This window comes from Marinobacter sp. OP 3.4, from assembly GCF_036224885.1.
GTDB lineage: Bacteria > Pseudomonadota > Gammaproteobacteria > Pseudomonadales > Oleiphilaceae > Marinobacter.
In genome coordinates this window covers 16,476-34,605 of the sequence record NZ_JAVVLT010000103.1, presented here as the reverse complement: position 1 = coordinate 34,605, position 18,130 = coordinate 16,476, and the positions used below count along the sequence as shown (strand labels likewise).

The following is an 18,130-nucleotide window of genomic DNA, read 5'->3' as shown; positions in this document are numbered from 1 at the left end:
GCCCGACCACGTCGAAGGTGATGTGGAACATCATCAGGGCAATGGCCAGGCCACCAACAATGGAGATCAGGTTGGTCACTTTCGACAGGAACCGACCAATGGCAAACATGGTGCACCCTCAATTGTTATTGTTACTGGTGTGCGGAGGTGGAGCGGGTAGCCACCAGCGGGCCACCCACGCCGGTGTCAGAGCCTTTCGATAATGGTCACGTTGGCCATGCCACCACCTTCACACATGGTCTGCAGGCCGTAACGTCCGCCCCGGTCATGGAGGGCATGGACCAGGGTGGTCATCAGCTTGGTGCCGGATGCCCCCAGCGGGTGCCCCAGGGCGATGGCGCCACCATTGACGTTGAGGCGGTCCGGATCGGCACCGGTGACATCCAGCCAGGCCAGTGGTACTGGCGCGAAGGCCTCGTTGACCTCGAACAGGTCGATGTCGTTGATGTTCAGGCCGGCTTTCTTCAGTGCCTGCTGGGTGGCGGGGATCGGCGCCTCCAGCATGATCACCGGATCGTGGCCGATCACGCTCATATGGTGGATACGGGCCAGGGGCTCAACGCCCAGCTTCTTAAGGCCCTTCTCGCTGACCACCATGACCGCGGTGGCACCGTCACAGATCTGGCTGGCCACTGCCGCGTTGATGAATCCGCCTTCCTGCAGCGGCTTCACACCAGCGATGCCTTCCAGGGTGGCGTCGAAGCGGATACCCTCATCCACGGTGTGCATTTCATCCTGGGGCCCGCCGTCCTGCAACCGCGATTGCAGTGGCAGGATCTCCTTGTCGAAACGGCCCGCCTCGGTGGCGGCAATGGCCCGCTGGTGGCTCCTGAGGGCGAACTCATGAAGGTCTTCCCGGGACTGGCCATACTTCCTGGCGATCATCTCAGCGCCCATGAACTGGCTGAACTCAATGTCCGGATAACGCTGCTGGATGTTCGGCCCCATGTAGTGCTCGGCAATGCCCGCTTTCTGGGCCAGGGCCATGGGCGAGAACATGGGGGTGCGGCTCATGCTCTCCACACCGGAAGCAATGACCACGTCCTGGAAACCGGACATCACCGCCTGGGCTGCAAAGTGAATGGCCTGTTGGGAACTGCCACACTGGCGGTCGATGGAAGTGCCGGGCACAGACTCCGGCAGTTTCGACGCCAGCACCGCGTTGCGGGCCACGTTGGTGGACTGTTCGCCAATCTGGCTGACACAGCCCATGATGACGTCGTCAATCAGGTTGGGGTCGGCCTTGGCCCGGTCCACCACGTCGTTCAGGACTTCCGCCGCCAGGTCGGTGGCGTGCCAGCCGGACAGACGACCACCCCGGCGACCGCCGGCGGTACGGGTTGCTGCTACGATATACGCTTCTGCCATGTCTCTCTTCCTCATTGCCGCCCAGCGGCGCAGGTTGTTCGATGATCATCCCAACACCCGGGTCGGGATGATGTGCTAACGGGTGCCTGACATTCTTGCGTGAACACGCTATGCCCGCGTCGTCGCAAGCGACGATATGCCAGGAGTCTGCACGGCAGACAGTCCCGCCGCGCTGACTCCTAACGGGGCGCCATGCGGATGGCGCCGTCCAGGCGAACGCTTTCGCCGTTGAAGTAACCGTTGATCACCATCTGCTCCACCAGCAGGGCGATCTCTTCAGGCTCGCCCAGGCGCTTGGGGAAAGGCACGGATGCCGCCAGCGCTTCCTTGACGTTGTCCGGCAGGCCATTCATCAGTGGTGTATTGATCAGCCCCGGCATAATGGTGTTCACCCGCACGCCCTCGCCCATCAGGTCCCGCGCCATGGGCAGGGTCATGCCCACCACGCCGGCCTTGGAGGCGGCATAGGCCGCCTGACCCATTTGACCGTCCTGGGCGGCCACCGAGGAGATATTGACGATCACGCCCCGCTCCCCGTCCTGCAGCCCGTCCAGGGTCAGCATGCCGGCGGCGGACTTGGCGGCACAGCGGAAGCTGCCAATCAGGTTGATCTGGATAAGCTTCTCGAACTCCGACAGCGGGAAGTGCTTGATCTCACCGGTCTGTTTCGCCCGGCTGGCGGTCTTGTGGGCATTACCGGTACCGGCACAGTTGACCAGGATACGCTCCTGTCCGATAGCGGCACGGGCCTTGTCCAGGGCCGCATCCACGGCTTCCTCGGAGGTAACGTCCACCTTGCAGAAGACACCACCCAGCTCGGCGGCCACGGCTTCTCCGCGCTCTTCATTGAAATCCAGGATTGCCACCTTGGCGCCGGATGCCGCCAGGCGACGGGCTGTTGCCTCACCGATACCGGAGGCGCCGCCGGTAACCACCGCGCTGATGGAAGAATCAAGCTTCATAGGGTCTGCCCTTGCTGTTATTTCTGGTTCAGGGTTTGGGAATGACGCCGGCCGCGCCCGGGGGCACCGGCCAGAACAATCTGATCACAGGTTAGGGGAGCCCCGGTAGGGGTGCCATCGTCGTATCCGACGAATTGCCCGGGCTTGCGGCTGATTCGAAAACCGGCTTAGACTGGAGCACTTGCAAGCCTGCATACCAGAAAAAAACGTTACGATAATCAATAACAAGGATAAGCATCGATGTCATCTGCCACCCCCTCCCGCGTGCTGATGACCAGCAAACTCAACCCGCCCACCTCCCGTGCGGCACAGGTGCCCCGTGCCGGCGTGGTTGACCGGATGCTGTCCGCCTCCGCCGCCCGCCTGGTGCTGGTCCGCGCACCGGCGGGTTTCGGCAAGACCACCGCCATGAGTCAGTGCATGACCCGCATGGAGGACCAGGGCCTGGTCACCGCCTGGCTGACCCTGGACGATGCCGACAACGACGTTTCCCGTTTCCTGTGGTACCTGAACGCGGCGGTGTCCCGGCTGACCGAGGACGGCAAGGACCAGAGCACCACCGGCGAGCGCCCGTTCACCTCCACCGGCGACGCCGCCCTCGACATCGTGGCACGGCTGTCCGAGCACCAGTCCGCCTTCGCCCTGTTCCTGGATGACTTTGAACGGGTACAGGACTCCGCGGTGCTGGGCCTGATCCGTGAGATCGTGGAACACCTGCCCCGCCGGGGCCAGTTCATCATCGGCACCCGCAACCTGCCGGAACTGGGGCTGGGACGGTTGCGGGCCCGGGGCCAGCTGCTGGAGATCGACGCCCGGCAGCTGCGGTTCTCCATGGAGGAGACCACCGATTTCCTGATCGCCCGCCGGCAACTGGCCCTGACCCAGGAAGACCTGCTGCGCATCCATGACCGTACCGAGGGCTGGGTTACCGGCCTGTGGCTGGCGTCACTGGCCCTGGAGGGGCATGAATCGCCGGAGACCTTTATCGAGCGCTTCTCCGGCGCCAACCAGACCATCTCCGACTACCTGGCCCATGACGTGCTGGCGCTGCAACCGGAGGATGTGCGTCGCTTCCTGATGCGCACCAGCATCCTGCGGCACCTGAACGCCTCCATCTGCCAGGCGTTGCTGCCGGACATTGATGCCGAGTCCATGCTCTGCCACCTGGCCAGTACCCATACTTTCCTGACACCACTGGACAGCGACGAGAACACCTACCGCTACCACAGCCTGTTTGCCGAATTCCTCAAGGCCCAACTCAGGGCCGAACACCCGGAGGATATTCCCCGGCTGCACCAGGCCGCGTCCCGGTGGTACGAGCAGGAACAGCGGCCCGTGCCCGCCATCGACCATGCCCTGGAGGGTGGTGACTATGAACGGGCCCTGACCCTGCTGCGCACCCATGCCGCCAACCTGCTGTCCCAGGGTCGCATGCGTCTGCTGTCACGCTGGTTCAGCACCATCCCGCCGGAGCACCTGCAGCAGGACGAGGAACTGCAGATGACCTGGGTCTGGGCCCTGTGTTTTACCCGTGGCCCCACGGAGGCCATCGAGATGCTGGAGGAAACCCGGCTGGAGGAATCCGACAACCCGGCCATCCGCCCTCACGTCATGGCCATACGCCCCCTGACCCTGTCCATGTCGGACCGCCAGGAGGAGGCCATCGAGGTTGGTGAGCGGGGCCTGCCGGAGCTGCCCACCTGCCAGCCCTTCGCGGACATGGCCCTGATCAACTCCATGGCCAACAGTTACTCGGTGATGGGCCTGTACAACAAGGGGCGGCAACTGCTGGACGGCGCCCGGGATGCCCAGGGCACCCATTCCAGCTCCTTCAATGTGATGTACTCGGAGACCGTGGAAGGCATCATCGACATGCAGGAGGGCCGCCAGCGCCAGGCCGCCGCCCGTTTCCGCCTGGCCGTGGGTGCCACCCGCCAGGCGTCATCGTTCAGCCAGGCCAACGGCAACGCCTGGGCCGGGGTGCTCCATGCCGGCGCCATCTACGAGCAGAACCATCTGGACCTGGCGGCGAGGCTGCTGCATGTGTACGGGCCATTGGCCAGGGATGTGGGGCTGCCGGACCATATGCTGCTGAGCGATATCATGCTGGCACGGATCGCCTTCACCAAGGGCGAGATCGACCAGGCCTTCCGCATCCTGACGGAACTGGAACACCTGGGCCATATCCGTACCCTGCCCCGGGTGGTGGCCACCACCCGGCTGGAACGTTCCCGGCTGCTACTGTTACAGAGCCGCCACGACGCCGCCCGCCAGGAGCTGGAACGGGCCGGCGACCAGGACCTGTGGCAATGGGTCCAGACCCTGCGACTACCCGCCAACGACCTGGAATACCTGGAGCTGGCGGAAGTCCGGCTCGATATCGCCACCGGCAACGCCGACCGCGCCCTGCAGGCGCTGGACAGGGAACTGGCCACCGCCAACGACGAGCATCGCTATCGGCGGGCACTGAAGCTGAAACTGCTGAAGGCCATCGCCCTGCACCGTGGCACCCGGCTGCGGGAGGCCCTGGAACAACTGGGAGAGGTACTGCACGTAGCGTCGTCGGAGGGCTATCTGCGACTGATCGTGGACGAGGGCCTGGCCGCCGGCACCCTGGTGCAGTTGTTCGCCCAGAACCAGAAGGAAAGCAACGAACGCAGCGACCCGATCCTGTCGGGCTATGTGCAGTCGCTGCTGGACGCCTTCGGCCCCGGCCTGCTGGAACAAACGGCCAGCCCGGAACCGGAGAACACCCTGCTCGACCCCCTCACCCGCAAGGAAATCCGCGTGCTGAGGCTGTTATCGGAGGGCTACTCCAACAGTGCCATGGCGGAGAAGCTGTTTGTGTCCGACAGTACGGTTCGTACCCATCTTCGGAACATCAACTCGAAACTGAACGCCAGTAGCCGGACTCAGGCTGTCGCTATTGCCCGGCGGTTGGGGATCGTCTGACGGGTATTCTAACTTGGCGGGCTGGAGGCATGGTGGGGGGCATTTCCTCCGCCGCAATTCACGGGCCGTCCCTGGCCCGACCTTGCACCGCGACATCCTGTCGCTGCTGCGGAAACACCCCCCACCATACCTCCTGCAGACCTGTGCGCGATCCGCCTGACACAACATCGTTCTCGGAAGCCACTATTTATGGCTGGAATAGTATGAGGACAAGGATTTTAGCGGAGTTTGCGGCAACCATCCCCTCTCCCCCGGAGGGAGAGGGGGTTACACAGAGGTACCAGGGGAGAGAGGCTTTACAGCGACCGGGAAATCACTTCCTTCATGATCTCGTTGGTACCACCGTAAATCCTCTGTATACGGGCATCGGTATACATACGCCCAATCAGATACTCATTCATGTAGCCGTAGCCACCAAACAACTGCAGACACTCATCAATCACCCGACACTGGTTCTCGCTGCCCCAGAGCTTGGCCATGGACGCCTTGTTGGTATCCAGCCTGCCCGCCAGCATATCCTCGACACATTCGTCGATAAACGCCCGCCCCACCTTGAGGGTGGTGGCAATCTCCGCCAGCTTGAACTTGGTGTTCTGGAACTCGGCAATGGGCTGGCCGAAGGCCGTGCGCTCCCGCACATAGTCCAGGGTGGCGTTATAGGCCCCTTCCATGGCCGCCATGGCCCCCACACCGATAAACAGGCGCTCGTAGGGCAGATCCCCCATCAGTTGGAAGAACCCCCGACCCTCGACGCCCCCGAGCAGTTGGTTCTCATGGACCCGCACATCCTCGAAGAACAGCTCCGAGGTGTCCTGAGCCTTCAGGCCGATCTTGTCCAGCACCCGGCCCACCTTGTAGCCGGGCTGGTCCTCGGTGTCCACGATCATGATGGACATGCCCTTGGCACCCTGGGACGTGTCGGTCTTCACCACCACCAGCACCACACCGGCCAGGTAGCCGTTGGAAATAAAGGTCTTGGACCCATTGATCACATAGTGATCGCCGTCTTTCTTCGCATGGGTCCGCACGCCTTGCAGGTCCGAGCCGGTGCCGGGCTCGGTCATGGCGATAGCGCCCACCAGTTCGCCCCGGGCCATGCGCGGCAGGTACTTCTCCTTCTGCTCATCGGTGCCGTGGTTCAGGAAGTAATGGGCCACGATGCTGTGGACGGAATTGTTGAGGCCGGTCAGGCCGCGCTTGCCCATTTCCTCGGCCACCACCGCCTCATGGCGGAAATCACCGCCAGCGCCGCCGTACTGCTCGGGAATGTCCGTGCACAGCAGGCCCATCTCGCCCACCTTACGCCACATGGCGTGGCCCACGTTGCCTTGCTTGCGGGCTTCCTCGTCGTGGGGGGCCATTTCGGCCTCCAGGAAACGGCCAACGCTGTCCCGGAACATGGACAGCTCTTCGTCCTGCCAGCGTGGGGTGAGATCAATCGACATAATGCAGTCCTCGGTTAATGAATCAGGTCACAGGGAGCGGATCAGGTCATCCGGCAGCCCCCAGTCGGCAAGTACATCGGCGGCGTCGTCCAGCGGGGCTGTGGGCGCCGCCGGCGAATCCGAAGGCGTTCGGCTGAAACGGGGTGCCGGTGCCGGCTGGGTAAAGCCGCCGGCTTCCACGAAGGTCCCGCGGGCCTGGTTATGGGGATGCAGCGGCGCCTCGTCCCAGTCCAGCACCGGGGCAAAGCAGGCATCGGTACCCTCCAGGATCTCGCACCATTCGTCCCGGGTGCGGGTACGGAACACGTCCGCCAGCTTCAGTTTGAGCATGGGCCAGCGGCGGGGGTCCATCTGGGGTTCGAAGGCATCCTGCTCCAGGCCGCAGCGCTCCAGCAACTCGGCGTAGAACTTGGGTTCAATGGCGCCGACCGCCACGTAGCGGCCATCGGCGCAGGTGTAGACATCGTAGAAATGGGCACCGCCGTCGAGCATGTTTTCGCCCCGGCTGTTGCTCCACTGACCAGCGGCCTTGAATCCATACATCATCGACGACAGCAGCGCGGCGCCGTCGGTCATGGCGGCATCCACCACCTGCCCTTTACCGGAACCCGCGGCCTCCAGCATGGCCGCCAGCACGCCCACGGTCAGCAGCATGCCGCCACCGCCGAAGTCGCCCACCAGGTTCAGGGGCACCACCGGCGGTTCGTCGGCACGGCCAATGGCATGCAGCGCGCCGCTGATGGCGATGTAGTTCATGTCATGGCCGGCGGCGTGGGCCAGCGGTCCATGCTGCCCCCAGCCGGTCATGCGACCGTAGACCAGCGCCGGGTTACGGGCCTGGCAGGCTTCCGGCCCCAGGCCCATCTTCTCCATCACGCCGGGGCGGAAACCCTCGATCAGCGCATCGGCATTTTCCACCAGCGCCAGTACCGCTTCCACACCCTCCGGCTTCTTTAAATCCAGGCACACCGAGGTGCGGTTGCGGGAAAGGATGTCGTATTTCCAGGCGCCGTCCCTGCCCGCACCAGGACGGTCAATCCGGATGACTTCCGCCCCCATGTCCGCCAGCATCATGCCGCAGAAGGGCGCCGGACCAAGGCCGACCATTTCAACAATTCGCTTGCCAGTGAGTGGACCTGACATGTTTCCCCCGGATCACATTGGTCATTCGATAACCCGGGCCTCAGAGGGGCCCGGTCAATACGGTATCGCGGCCTGACGTCAGAGCCCGTGGCTGGACACATCGACCCTGGCGAAGATCTCGTCGTAGTAGAGGTCCGCCAGCTCATCCACCGTCTCCACGCCCTGAACCAGGTCAACCCACTTGTCGAGCACCTGGGAGAACTCCGTCATGATCTCCTCGCCACGTTCGATGCCATAACGCTCCTGGTAATACTCGACGATGGTATCCATATCCTTTTCCACAAAGGCCGCCGTGGCCTCGTGGAATGCCTCCGACGCAGTGTGGACATTGCCGCCCTGCTCGCGGACGGCATCCAGGGCCCGCTCCTGGGTGGACTCATAGCGCCAGGGCGTGGTGGCCGTCAGGTAGGCACCGGCACGGAGCATGGCCCGGCGCTGGTCCCCGGACAGGGACTGCCAGACGTCCTGGTTGACACTGGCCCCGCTGGAACCGGCGTAGATACCACCTGGCAGGTCGACGGTCACATCGGAGACCACTTCGGTCAGGTTCAGGTTGGTGATTTCCGGCAGCGATGAAATGGTGCAGTCCAGCACCCCCTGGCTGAGCCCTTCACGGATCTCGCTGATGGTCATGGACACCGACGAGCCACCGAATTCCGAGGCCCAGCGGGACCAGTGCGAGCCGGCCACCCGCATGCGCAGGCCTTCCATGTCCGCCGGCTCCACCACCGGCTCGTTGCACACCATGCCATAACCGCTGCTGGCGACATTGCCGGTGTAGACGTGGTTCTGGGCTTCCAGCTCCTGCAGGCATTCCGGGCAGTTGAAGAAGATAAATTCGGTGATCGCCCCCTGGAAGGCGTAGGTTCCCAGGCCATTGAGGCGGTCCTTGTCATACAGGTTCACCTGCATGGCGGACTCGTTGAGCAGGTTGATATGGGGATACTCCGACGGGAAATACGCCGTCAGCAGATAGCCGGCGTCGGCCAGGCCATCACGGACCCCGCCGGAAATCTCTGAGGCGCTCAGCAACGACATGGCATAGACCTTGGCGGTCAGGTCGCCATCGGAATACTCCTCCAGCTTGTCGGCCCAGGCGTTCACCGCCTTGTCGGCTTCCGACCCGGCGGGATAGACCGACGCATAACTGAGGGTCCGGGCCTGGGCCTGACCGGTCACCAGGGCCACGGTGAGGAGGAAGGTTGACAGTACGGCCAGCGATTGCGGTTGCCTGAAATGTGCCATGGGGTGCTCTCCGGTGTTGTTGTTCTGATCACAGAGCTGTCTGTATGTATCGCTCAGTGTAGGCAGGGCAATCCCGTGGTCCCATCGTCGAAACCGACGAACTGACGACGATCTTTGGGCGGAGGCCGGAGGGCCGACACAGAAAAGCCCGGGCTGCGCCGGGCTTGTCAGGGAACCGTACCGGCCAGCGCCGGGACAGGTGGGATCAGAGCGACAGACGTTCCAGTTGCTGTCGGATCTCACCGGTGATCGGCGTCGGACGGTTGGTGGACAGGTCAACGATGACCATCACACTGTTGGCGATGGCGTGGACCCCGTGGCGGCTCTGGGCACCACCGGTCAGATGGAAGGAGGTGTTGCCGATATGGCTGACGCCGGTGACCAGCTCCGTCGGCGTCGAACTGGGCCGGTAATGGCCGTAGGTGATGTCCAGCGCGGCAATCAGCAGGCCCAGGTTGCCGATATCCACATTCTGCAGGGTGCCGAAGCGGGCCTGCTCCATATAGCGGGCGATGGCAGCCTCCCCGCGTTGACTGTCGGCGTCCAGGTCGGCGTAGCGCGGTGTCAGTTCCTTGTGGACCGGAAAGCGGGAGAAGTCATCGGCGTAGTGGCTGTAACCCTCATCCGGCAGGCTGGCGGGGTCGGCGTCGGCATCCGCCCGGAAGCTGTCATGCATGTCCTGCGGCAATGCCACCCGCTCATGGTTGAGGAAGGCACCGAGCCAGACATCCTGGATACCCACCAGTTGGTCATTCTGGCGCAGCTCCGTGCGCATCTGTACCCGGTCCCGGTCGACCCCGGCCACGGTCACCACAAAGTGGATGTCGCTGCCATAGAAGCTCATCTCCCGGAACTGGGTAATCGCCCGCAGCGGGCGCAGCCGCTCTGCATCGGAGAACCAGGCATCAGGGCCGAACCGGTCCACCAGCGCCTGTATCCGGGCTTCCATGTGAAGCTGATAGGCCCGTGAGTTGTTTACATGGCGCCAGGTATCCTGGTCAGTGTATCGGGGGGTGAGGGCGCCCCGGAAGACGGCGCCGGATTGTGAGGTGTCAGTCATGTTGCGATGTTATTCCTGGTGAGGTTGGAGAGCCAGTGATCCCTTCAGGATCCATTTTCCGGCCAGATTTCGCAACCTACTTCGTCGTAAGCGACGATTGCCAAGCGGCCCGCCAAACGCCACGATAGCACCATCAGACCTCTTACAATCATCAGCCCATCAGGGAGCTTCCGCCATGAGAAATCCGGCCACTACCGTGTCCGAGGCCGTCGACACCCGCCTGTCCACGCGCGGCTTCACCGACCAGTCCGTGGACGGCACCGTTATCCGACGGGTGCTGGAGCAAGCCGCCCGCTCCCCGTCCGGCGGTAACCTGCAACCCTGGCAGCTGTACGTGGTTGGTGGTAACGAGCTGAGATCCTTCAAGGAAATCATGGCCACCCGGGTGAAGGAAGCCCCCACCGGTGAGGATCCCGAGTACAGCGTCTACCCACCCAAGCTGAAATCCCCCTACCGGGACTATCGTTTCCAGGTGGGCGAGGACATGTACGGCCTGCTGGGCATCCCCCGGGATGACAAGGCCGCCCGCCTGGGCTGGTTTGCCCGCAACTACCAGTTTTTCAATGCGCCCCTGGCCCTGTTCTGCTACGTGGACCGGCAGATGGGGCCGCCCCAGTGGTCCGACCTGGGCATGTACCTGCAGACGGTAATGCTGCTGCTCCGCGAGGAGGGCCTGGACTCCTGTGCCCAGGAGTGCTGGAGCCTGTATCACCAGACCCTGAAGGAATTCCTCGAACCACCGGAGGACCTGATGCTGTTCACCGGCATGTCCATCGGCTACATGGACGAGGAAGATCCGGTGAACCAGCTGCGCACCCGTCGTGCCGCGCTGGAGGATTTTGCCACCTTCCGGGGCATCTGAACTCTCGAATCCGGTGCCCTGCTTCGTCGGTTCGGACGACGACAGCGGGGCGCCGCCACGCTATTTCTCTCATCCATATTCAGACCGCTATTCAGATAGAACAGGAGGCAGACACGTGTCCGGACTTTCCGCCGAACTCAAGCAGGTTTTCAAGGAACATGGTGACAAGGCCCGCCCGGTCAACCAGGCCGCAGTGCTGGGCGCCGGCATCATGGGCGGCGGCATCACCATCACCAGCGCCGCCCACGGCGTGCCGGTGATCATGAAGGATATCGCCCAGGAACAGCTAGACCTGGGCATGAAAACCGCCACCAGCCAGGTCAACCGGCTGGTGAAGAAGGAGAAGCTGACCCAGGCGCAGGCTGAGGAGGTACTTGCCACCATCGTCCCCACCCTGGAATACCAGGGCTTCGACAGGGTGGACGGCGTGATCGAAGCCGTGGTGGAAAACCTCGGCCTCAAGCACAAGGTGCTGGATGAGGTGGAAGCGGCGGTCCGCGACGACACCCTGATCGCGTCCAACACCTCCAGCCTGCGCATCGACGACATCAGCCAGCACATGAAGCACCCGGAACGCTTCGTGGGCATGCACTTCTTCAACCCGGTGCCGGTGATGCCGCTGGTGGAGATCATCCAGGGTTCCCGTACCTCCGACGAGTCGGTCTCCACCGCCGTCACCTGGGCCCTGAAGATGGGCAAGACGCCGATCGTTGTGCAGGACTGCCCCGGCTTCCTGGTGAACCGCATCCTCACCGCCTACACCCGGGCCTTCCTGCAACTGGTGGAGGAAGGCGCCGACTTCGAGCACGTGGACAAGTCCATGGAAGCCTTCGGCTGGCCCATGGGCCCGGCCTACCTGGAGGATGTCATTGGTATCGACACCGGCAGCCATGTGTCCGACGTGATCTCCGCCGGCTACCCGGAGCGCATGCCCCATATCGAGAACGACGCCTTCCGGCTGATGAAATCGAAGGATCGCCTGGGCCAGAAGAACGGCAAGGGCTTCTACGAGTACACCCCGGATGACAGCGGCCGGCCGCAGAAGCACTCCAGCGCGGAGGCCCATGAGCTGATCCGCACCATCCAGCCCAACGGCCCGAAGGACATCAGCGTTGAGGAGATCCAGCAGCGCATGATGCTGGCGATGATCACCGAAGCCGTGCACTGCCTGGAGGACAGGGTGGTCAACTCCGCCGAGGAGCTGGACACCGCCCTGCTGATGGGCATCGGCTTCCCCCGGGAGAAGGGTGGCGCCATCCGTTACGCCGACAGCCTGGGCGCCAAGGCCATCCTGGAGCAGTGCGAACAGTACCGCCACCTGGGCACCCAGTACGAACCCACCGCCACCATCCTTAAGTTGGCGGAGAGCGGCGGCAGCTTCTATGACGCCTTCCCGGCGGGCAACTGACAGGAGACCGGCCATGAGCTACGAACGTATTCACCTGGCCATTGAGGATGGCATTGCCACCCTTACCCTCGACCAGCCCAAGACCATGAACGCCATGTCGGTGCCCCTGCAGCAGGAAGTCATGGCAGCATTGGACGAGTTGTCCGGCAACGGCGATATCAGGGCGCTGATTATCACCGGTACCGGCAAGGCCTTCTGTTCCGGGGCGGACCTGGGCTCCATGGGCCCCGACAGCGACGGTCCCAGCCTGGGCACCCAGGTGAAGAACCTGATGGAGGAACTCTCCAACCCGCTGGCGCTGAAGCTGCGGGCACTGCCCTTTCCGGTCGTGTCCGCCGTCAACGGCGCGGCTGCAGGCGCTGGTGCCAGCATTGCCCTGGCGGCGGATATCGTGTTGGCCGGCAAGTCCGCCTACTTCCTGTTCCCGTTCATTCCCAAGCTGGGCATCCTGCCGGACCTGGGCGCTACCTGGATCCTGCCCCGGCTGATCGGCCGCGCGAAGGCCATGGCGGTCAGCCTGCTGGGGGAACGACTCTATGGTGAAGATGCCGTCCGGGAAGGCCTGATCTGGAAATCCGTGGCGGACGACGAACTTGCCGAAGAAGCCCTGGCCACCGCCCGACGGGTGGCCGCCGGCCCCAATCACGGCGCACCGGAACTGCGGGAAGCCTTCGACCGCGCCGACGGCGCCACTCTCGCGGAACAGCTGGACTACGAGGCCGAGCGCCAGCAGGAACTGATCGACAGCCCCACCTTCCAGGAGGGCGTACGGGCGTTCCTGGAAAAGCGGGACCCGACATTCTGACCCCATCCTGACAGCGAGGCACGCCATGTGGAGCTTTGAGACGGACCCCGACTTCCAGCGGGAGCTGGACTGGATCGACCAGTTCGTTCGAGACGAAGTGGAACCCCTGGACCATGTGCTGGGCAGCCAGTGGAACATCCATGATCCTGAGTTCCAGCGCCTGGTAAGGCCGCTGCAGAAGCAGGTCCAGGAGCGGGGCCTGTGGGCCTGCCACCTTGGGCCAGAACTCGGTGGCAAGGGCTATGGTCAGCTCAAACTGGCCCTGATGAACGAAAAATTCGGCCGCTCCCGCTTCGGCCCCATCGTGTTTGGCTCACAGGCTCCGGATACTGGCAACGCCGAGATCCTCGCCCATTACGGCACCCCGGAGCAGAAAAAACGGTTCCTCGACCCGTTGCTGGATAACGAGATTGTCTCCTGTTTTACCATGACCGAGCCCCAGGGCGGCGCCGACCCGCTGGTGCTGGAGGCCTCCGCCGTCCGGGAAGGCGACGAATGGGTCATCAACGGTGAGAAGTGGTTTGCTTCCAATGCCCGTTTCGCCAGCTTCTTTATCATCATGGCGGTCACCGATCCGGACGCGCCGCCCTACCGGCGAATGTCCATGTTCATCGTGCCGGCGGATACGCCCGGCATCGAGATTATCCGCAACTACGGGTTTTATGGTGAGCCCCAGGACACCCACGCCCACCTGCGCTGGACCAATGTACGGGTACCGGCGGAGAACATGCTGGGGGAACAGGGTGACGCCTTTGTGGTGGCGCAGGTTCGCCTGGGTGGCGGTCGCATGCACCACGCCATGCGCACACTGGCCCAGGCCACCCGGGCCTTCGATATGATGTGCGAACGGGCGGTATCCCGCTTCACCAAGGGTGAGCAGCTGGCAAAGAAACAGATGGTACAAGAGAAAATCGCGGATTCCTGGGTGGAGCTGCGCCAGTTCCGCCTGCTGATCCTGGAAACCGCCTGGCTACTGGACCAGGGTCACGACTACAAGGCCACCCGCAAGAATATCGCCGCGGTCAAAACCGTCATGCCCCGGATTCTGAACGACATTTCCGCCAGGGCCCTGCAGATTCATGGCTCTCTGGGCATATCCCATGACATGCCGTTTGCCGAATGGATCATTAATTCGTGCCACATTGGCCTGGCAGACGGCCCCACCGAGGTACACAAGGTGACTGTCGCCAGGGAAGTGCTCAAAGACGTGCAGCCAGCCCAGGGGCAGTTCCCCGATTACCTGAAGTCTGAACTGGTGCGTCGCGCCCGGGAAAAGTTCGGGCTCAAGGGAGAGGACTGAGCCATGACCGGAATCACTGACCTGAGCCGCTCCCTCCAAGACAGCCGCGTACTGATAACCGGCGCCGCCAGCGGCATGGGGCGAGCGACGGCGGCGGTGTTTGCCAGGGAGGGTGCCCGGGTAGCCGTAACAGATTACGATGCCGACGGTGCACAGTCGGTTGCGGAGCAGCTGACCAGCGCCGGCTACCAGGCCCAGGCCTGGCACCTGGATGTCAGCGACCCCGAAGCCATTCGCAGTGTCGTTGCTGACGTGGAAAAGGCCTTCGGTGGCCTCGATATCCTGGTCAACAACGCCGGGATCTCGGGGTTTGCTGCGATCGACGATGACCAATACGACACGGTCTGGGAACGCTGCCTTTCAGTTCTTCTAACGGCCCAGCAACGCCTGGTCCGGGCCGCCCTGCCCGCCCTCCGACGGTCGTCCCACCCACGTATTGTAAACATCGCATCAACAGAAGCCCTTGGCGCCACGACCCAGGACAGCGCCTACGCTGCCGCCAAGGCAGGCGTGACCGGGCTGACCCGCGCCCTGGCGGTAGAGCTGGGACCGGAAGGCATCACCGTGAACTGCATCTGCCCCGGGCCCATCGATACGGCCATGACCGCCTTTATCGAGCAGGAGCACAAGCAGGTATTCGCCAAACGGCGGACTGCATTACGCCGTTATGGCACGCCGGAGGAAGTTGCCCACATCACGGTGAGCCTTTGCCTGCCCGCGTCGTCATACCTGACAGGGGCAGTCATTCCGGTGGATGGTGGATTGATGGCTCGTAATGCCTGAATTTGCCACGGAATCCACGGAAGAACACGGAAGGAAAAACCAAATACTTTGTTAGCCACTAAACCCACGAAAGAGCAAACACAAATCTTAAGGGTCGTCTTTTTGGCTTCCCCATTTCGTGTTTTTCGTGGGTTTAGTGGCCAACAAGATCGTTATCTTTGTATTTTTCCGTGTTCTTCCGTGGATTCCGTGGCAAAAACGCTTCTCATGAAAGCGTGAGACCACCATCCACAATCAACGTCTGCCCCCGCATATAAGACGCCAGCGGTGAGGCCAGGAACAGGGCCGGGCCAGCCATCTCGTGGGGCTCGCCCATGCGACCCACTGGAATCGCCGCTTCGGTCGTTTGCCGGCGTTTTGGGTTATCTGTGGTTACTTTAGTCAGCTTGGTGGCCACGAATCCCGGGGCAACCCCGTTCACCGAGATACCCTCCGGGGCCCAAGCTTCACCCAACGTTCGAGTCAGAGCTACAGCCCCCGCCTTGGAAGCATTGTAGGCTGGGTTGCCTTTCGTCGATTGGAAGCCGGCGGTAGAACTGACGATAATCATGGAGCCTTTCGCGGCGGCCAGTTGGGATTTGAACTTCATGGCGCAGGCGCGAAGGCTGTTGAGGTTTACTGCCATTACCTGGTCCCAACCTTCCTGTTCAAATTCGCCTCGCTTGTACACCACGATTCCTTGGGACTGAACCAGCACATCCAGCTTCCCGAATTCAGGCTGACACCTCTCAATGGCACCGATGTTGGAGACATCGACCTGGGCATAGGACAGGCCAGTCAAGTCGGAGCCTTCCTCACCGTCGTAATCTGCAGCCGACGCGCGGGTTCCCCAGACATGTACATCGGCACCTCGGGTCCGGAATCCGTGGGCGATGGCATTGCCAATACCGCTTGAGCCGCCCACTACGAGAACTGTCTTACCTGTATAGTCCAGATCGTTCACCTTGTCTCTCCTAATCTTCTGATTATTGTCTTACTGCCATCGCCAGATTAGTCATGTACGCCAGCGGCGGACATCGTCGAAACCGACGATGCTTGTCACCACGGCAACTGGCTAACGTAGTTCATGAGCAGGTTAGTGACCGACAAACTCCCGCGTTTATGACCCGCTCCCACAACGGCAAAAGGATAATAACAACGATGCTCACCCGTGCCGATACCTACGATGCCGTCTGCGATGCATTCCACTGGGAAATCCCCGAGTTCTACAACATGGCCGACGACGTCTGCGACCGTCATGCCGACCACCAGCCTGACAAGGTGGCCTTGATTGTCGAGCAGGACGGCGGCGAACCCCGCACCCTGACCTTTGCCGATATCCGCCGCGAAGCCAACCGGCTCGCCGACTGGCTGGTCAGTGCCGGGCTTGAGCAGGGTGACCGGGTGTCGATCCTGCTGTCCCAGAACCCGGAAACCGCCATCAGTCACGTTGACTGCTGGAAGGCGGGCATGGTGTCCTCACCCATGTCCATCCTGTTCGGTCCGGATGCCATCGGCTACCGCCTCAGCGACCTGGAGAGCCGGGTGGTGGTGACGGACCGGGAGAACCTGCCGAAGATTCAGGCGGTGGAAGACCAGGCTCCCGGGCTGGAACACATTCTGGTGATCGACGGAGCCCCGGAGGGATGCCTGGATTTCCATGCCGCCATTGCACAGCACCCGGACCGGTTCGAGAACGTCCGTACACGGGCCGACGACCTCGCCTTTATCACCTACACCTCTGGTACAACCGGCAACCCCAAGGGCGCGATGCAGTCGCACCGTTCGGTGCTCGGTCACGCCCCCGGGTTCGAGTTCATTTTCGATTTCGCCCCCGATCAGGACGACGTGGTCTGGTCCCCCGCCGACTGGTCCTGGCTGGCGGGTCTGATGAATATCCTGATGGTGGGCTGGTGCCGTGGCAGTACGGTGCTGGCCACCGCGAAGATCAGTTTCGACCCCGAACAGGCTTGTCGCCTGATGCACCAGCACAAGGTGACTTGCGCCATGCTCACCCCCACCATGCTCAAGCTGTTGCGACAGAACCCCCAGGGGCTCACCCGCTACCCTCCGGCCCTCCGGGCGGTATTGTCCGGGGCTGAAAGCGTGGGCCGGGAGTTACTGATCTGGGCCAACGACAACCTCGGTTGCCCGGTGAATGAAGGCTTTGGCCAGACCGAGTGCAATGGCCTGCTGGGCAACTGTTTCAGCATCATGGCGATCAAGCCCGGCTCCCTGGGCCGGCCTTTGCCGGGTCATCGGGTGGCTATTGTTGATGACCACGGCAACGAGGTACCAGCGGAAACCGTTGGTAACATCAGCATCCGCCATCCCGACCCGCTGATGATGCTCGGCTACTGGAAACGCCCGGAAGCCACCGCAGGCAAGTTTGCCGGTGACTGGATGCTGACCGGGGACCTGGGCTACATGGATGAAGAGGGCTACTTCTGGTTTCAGGGGCGGGAAGACGATGTTATTACTTCCTCCGGTTACCGGATCGGACCCGGCGAGGTGGAAGATGCCATCCTCCAGCACCCATCAGTTGCCAATGTGGCAGTGGTGGGTGTGCCTGATCCTGTCCGGACCGAAAGTATCAAGGCATTCGTGGTGCTCAAGGAGGATGTCGAGCCCTCCGCGGAACTGGAAGAGGCACTGCGAGAATCGGTCAAGGCGAGGTTGGCAAAATATGAATTCCCCCGGGAGTTCGAATTCCTTGACAGCCTGCCCCTGACCGTCACTGGCAAGGTGCTGCGGCGGGAACTTCGTGAGCGACACAAGAGCCGATAGTGTCCCACCCTACCCTGGCACATTCACAACA

14 protein-coding genes are annotated in these 18,130 nt (G+C 62.7%); 7 read left to right on the top strand and 7 right to left on the bottom strand.

The genetic code is table 11. The features are described 5' to 3' along the window. Positions 1-186 precede the first annotated feature (186 nt). Together RO069_RS17050 and RO069_RS17045 are read right to left on the bottom strand one after the other, a co-directional pair. On the bottom strand, positions 187-1,368 hold the full coding sequence (locus RO069_RS17050; protein ID WP_328189233.1) for an acetyl-CoA C-acetyltransferase: 1,182 nt from the start codon (positions 1,366-1,368) through the stop codon (positions 187-189). Between the two features lie 179 nt (positions 1,369-1,547). After that, the gene (locus RO069_RS17045) at positions 1,548-2,330 is read right to left on the bottom strand and encodes an SDR family NAD(P)-dependent oxidoreductase (RefSeq protein WP_328189231.1); all 783 of its coding nucleotides are present in this window, start codon (positions 2,328-2,330) and stop codon (positions 1,548-1,550) included. Between the two features lie 240 nt (positions 2,331-2,570). On the opposite strand from RO069_RS17045, the gene RO069_RS17040 reads away from it, so the two are divergent. After that, entirely contained in the window at positions 2,571-5,282 is a 2,712-nt protein-coding gene (locus tag RO069_RS17040; protein ID WP_328189229.1) for a LuxR C-terminal-related transcriptional regulator, read from the top strand. 296 nt (positions 5,283-5,578) lie between these two features. Here RO069_RS17040 and RO069_RS17035 read toward each other — a convergent pair whose 3' ends face one another. The 4 genes from RO069_RS17035 to RO069_RS17020 all read right to left on the bottom strand — a co-directional run bounded on the left by RO069_RS17035 (position 5,579) and on the right by RO069_RS17020 (position 10,175). Continuing rightward, positions 5,579-6,727, bottom strand: a complete 1,149-nt coding sequence (locus RO069_RS17035; protein WP_328189227.1) for an acyl-CoA dehydrogenase family protein — start codon at positions 6,725-6,727, stop codon at positions 5,579-5,581. A gap of 27 nt (positions 6,728-6,754) precedes the next feature. After that, positions 6,755-7,870: a CaiB/BaiF CoA transferase family protein gene (locus RO069_RS17030; RefSeq protein ID WP_328189225.1), complete on the bottom strand. Its 1,116-nt coding sequence runs from the start codon at positions 7,868-7,870 to the stop codon at positions 6,755-6,757. A gap of 78 nt (positions 7,871-7,948) precedes the next feature. Continuing rightward, a complete protein-coding gene (locus RO069_RS17025) occupies positions 7,949-9,115 on the bottom strand; it encodes a C4-dicarboxylate TRAP transporter substrate-binding protein (RefSeq protein WP_328189224.1) in 1,167 nt (388 codons plus the stop codon). 205 nt (positions 9,116-9,320) lie between these two features. Next, positions 9,321-10,175, bottom strand: a complete 855-nt coding sequence (locus tag RO069_RS17020; protein ID WP_328189222.1) for a hypothetical protein — start codon at positions 10,173-10,175, stop codon at positions 9,321-9,323. A gap of 175 nt (positions 10,176-10,350) precedes the next feature. On the opposite strand from RO069_RS17020, the gene RO069_RS17015 reads away from it, so the two are divergent. The 5 genes from RO069_RS17015 to RO069_RS16995 all read left to right on the top strand — a co-directional run bounded on the left by RO069_RS17015 (position 10,351) and on the right by RO069_RS16995 (position 15,333). After that, the gene (locus RO069_RS17015) at positions 10,351-11,037 is read left to right on the top strand and encodes a nitroreductase (protein WP_328189220.1); all 687 of its coding nucleotides are present in this window, start codon (positions 10,351-10,353) and stop codon (positions 11,035-11,037) included. A gap of 115 nt (positions 11,038-11,152) precedes the next feature. Then, complete coding sequence (locus RO069_RS17010; protein ID WP_328189218.1) at positions 11,153-12,445, top strand: 3-hydroxyacyl-CoA dehydrogenase NAD-binding domain-containing protein; 1,293 nt, start codon at positions 11,153-11,155, stop codon at positions 12,443-12,445. A gap of 13 nt (positions 12,446-12,458) precedes the next feature. Further along, positions 12,459-13,250, top strand: a complete 792-nt coding sequence (locus RO069_RS17005) for an enoyl-CoA hydratase-related protein (protein WP_328189216.1) — start codon at positions 12,459-12,461, stop codon at positions 13,248-13,250. A 25-nt stretch (positions 13,251-13,275) separates the two neighbouring features. Then, on the top strand, positions 13,276-14,550 hold the full coding sequence (locus RO069_RS17000) for an acyl-CoA dehydrogenase family protein (RefSeq protein ID WP_328189214.1): 1,275 nt from the start codon (positions 13,276-13,278) through the stop codon (positions 14,548-14,550). Positions 14,551-14,553: 3 nt separating this feature from the next. After that, the gene (locus RO069_RS16995; RefSeq protein WP_328189213.1) at positions 14,554-15,333 is read left to right on the top strand and encodes an SDR family NAD(P)-dependent oxidoreductase; all 780 of its coding nucleotides are present in this window, start codon (positions 14,554-14,556) and stop codon (positions 15,331-15,333) included. Between the two features lie 205 nt (positions 15,334-15,538). Here RO069_RS16995 and RO069_RS16990 read toward each other — a convergent pair whose 3' ends face one another. Next, positions 15,539-16,276, bottom strand: a complete 738-nt coding sequence (locus tag RO069_RS16990) for an SDR family NAD(P)-dependent oxidoreductase (RefSeq protein WP_328189211.1) — start codon at positions 16,274-16,276, stop codon at positions 15,539-15,541. 197 nt (positions 16,277-16,473) lie between these two features. Here RO069_RS16990 and RO069_RS16985 point away from each other — a divergent pair, with 197 nt between their 5' ends. Beyond that, positions 16,474-18,099: an acyl-CoA synthetase gene (locus tag RO069_RS16985; RefSeq protein WP_328189210.1), complete on the top strand. Its 1,626-nt coding sequence runs from the start codon at positions 16,474-16,476 to the stop codon at positions 18,097-18,099. Positions 18,100-18,130 lie beyond the last annotated feature (31 nt).

Coding starts and splice junctions, on each gene's coding strand:
- RO069_RS17005 (WP_328189216.1), top strand. CDS start 12,459: ATGAGCTACGAACGTATTCACCTGGCCATTGAGGATGGCATTGCCACC.
- RO069_RS17025 (WP_328189224.1), bottom strand. CDS start 9,115: ATGGCACATTTCAGGCAACCGCAATCGCTGGCCGTACTGTCAACCTTC.
- RO069_RS16985 (WP_328189210.1), top strand. CDS start 16,474: ATGCTCACCCGTGCCGATACCTACGATGCCGTCTGCGATGCATTCCAC.
- RO069_RS17015 (WP_328189220.1), top strand. CDS start 10,351: ATGAGAAATCCGGCCACTACCGTGTCCGAGGCCGTCGACACCCGCCTG.
- RO069_RS17000 (WP_328189214.1), top strand. CDS start 13,276: ATGTGGAGCTTTGAGACGGACCCCGACTTCCAGCGGGAGCTGGACTGG.
- RO069_RS17045 (WP_328189231.1), bottom strand. CDS start 2,330: ATGAAGCTTGATTCTTCCATCAGCGCGGTGGTTACCGGCGGCGCCTCC.
- RO069_RS17050 (WP_328189233.1), bottom strand. CDS start 1,368: ATGGCAGAAGCGTATATCGTAGCAGCAACCCGTACCGCCGGCGGTCGC.
- RO069_RS17030 (WP_328189225.1), bottom strand. CDS start 7,870: ATGTCAGGTCCACTCACTGGCAAGCGAATTGTTGAAATGGTCGGCCTT.
- RO069_RS17035 (WP_328189227.1), bottom strand. CDS start 6,727: ATGTCGATTGATCTCACCCCACGCTGGCAGGACGAAGAGCTGTCCATG.
- RO069_RS17020 (WP_328189222.1), bottom strand. CDS start 10,175: ATGACTGACACCTCACAATCCGGCGCCGTCTTCCGGGGCGCCCTCACC.
- RO069_RS17040 (WP_328189229.1), top strand. CDS start 2,571: ATGTCATCTGCCACCCCCTCCCGCGTGCTGATGACCAGCAAACTCAAC.
- RO069_RS16995 (WP_328189213.1), top strand. CDS start 14,554: ATGACCGGAATCACTGACCTGAGCCGCTCCCTCCAAGACAGCCGCGTA.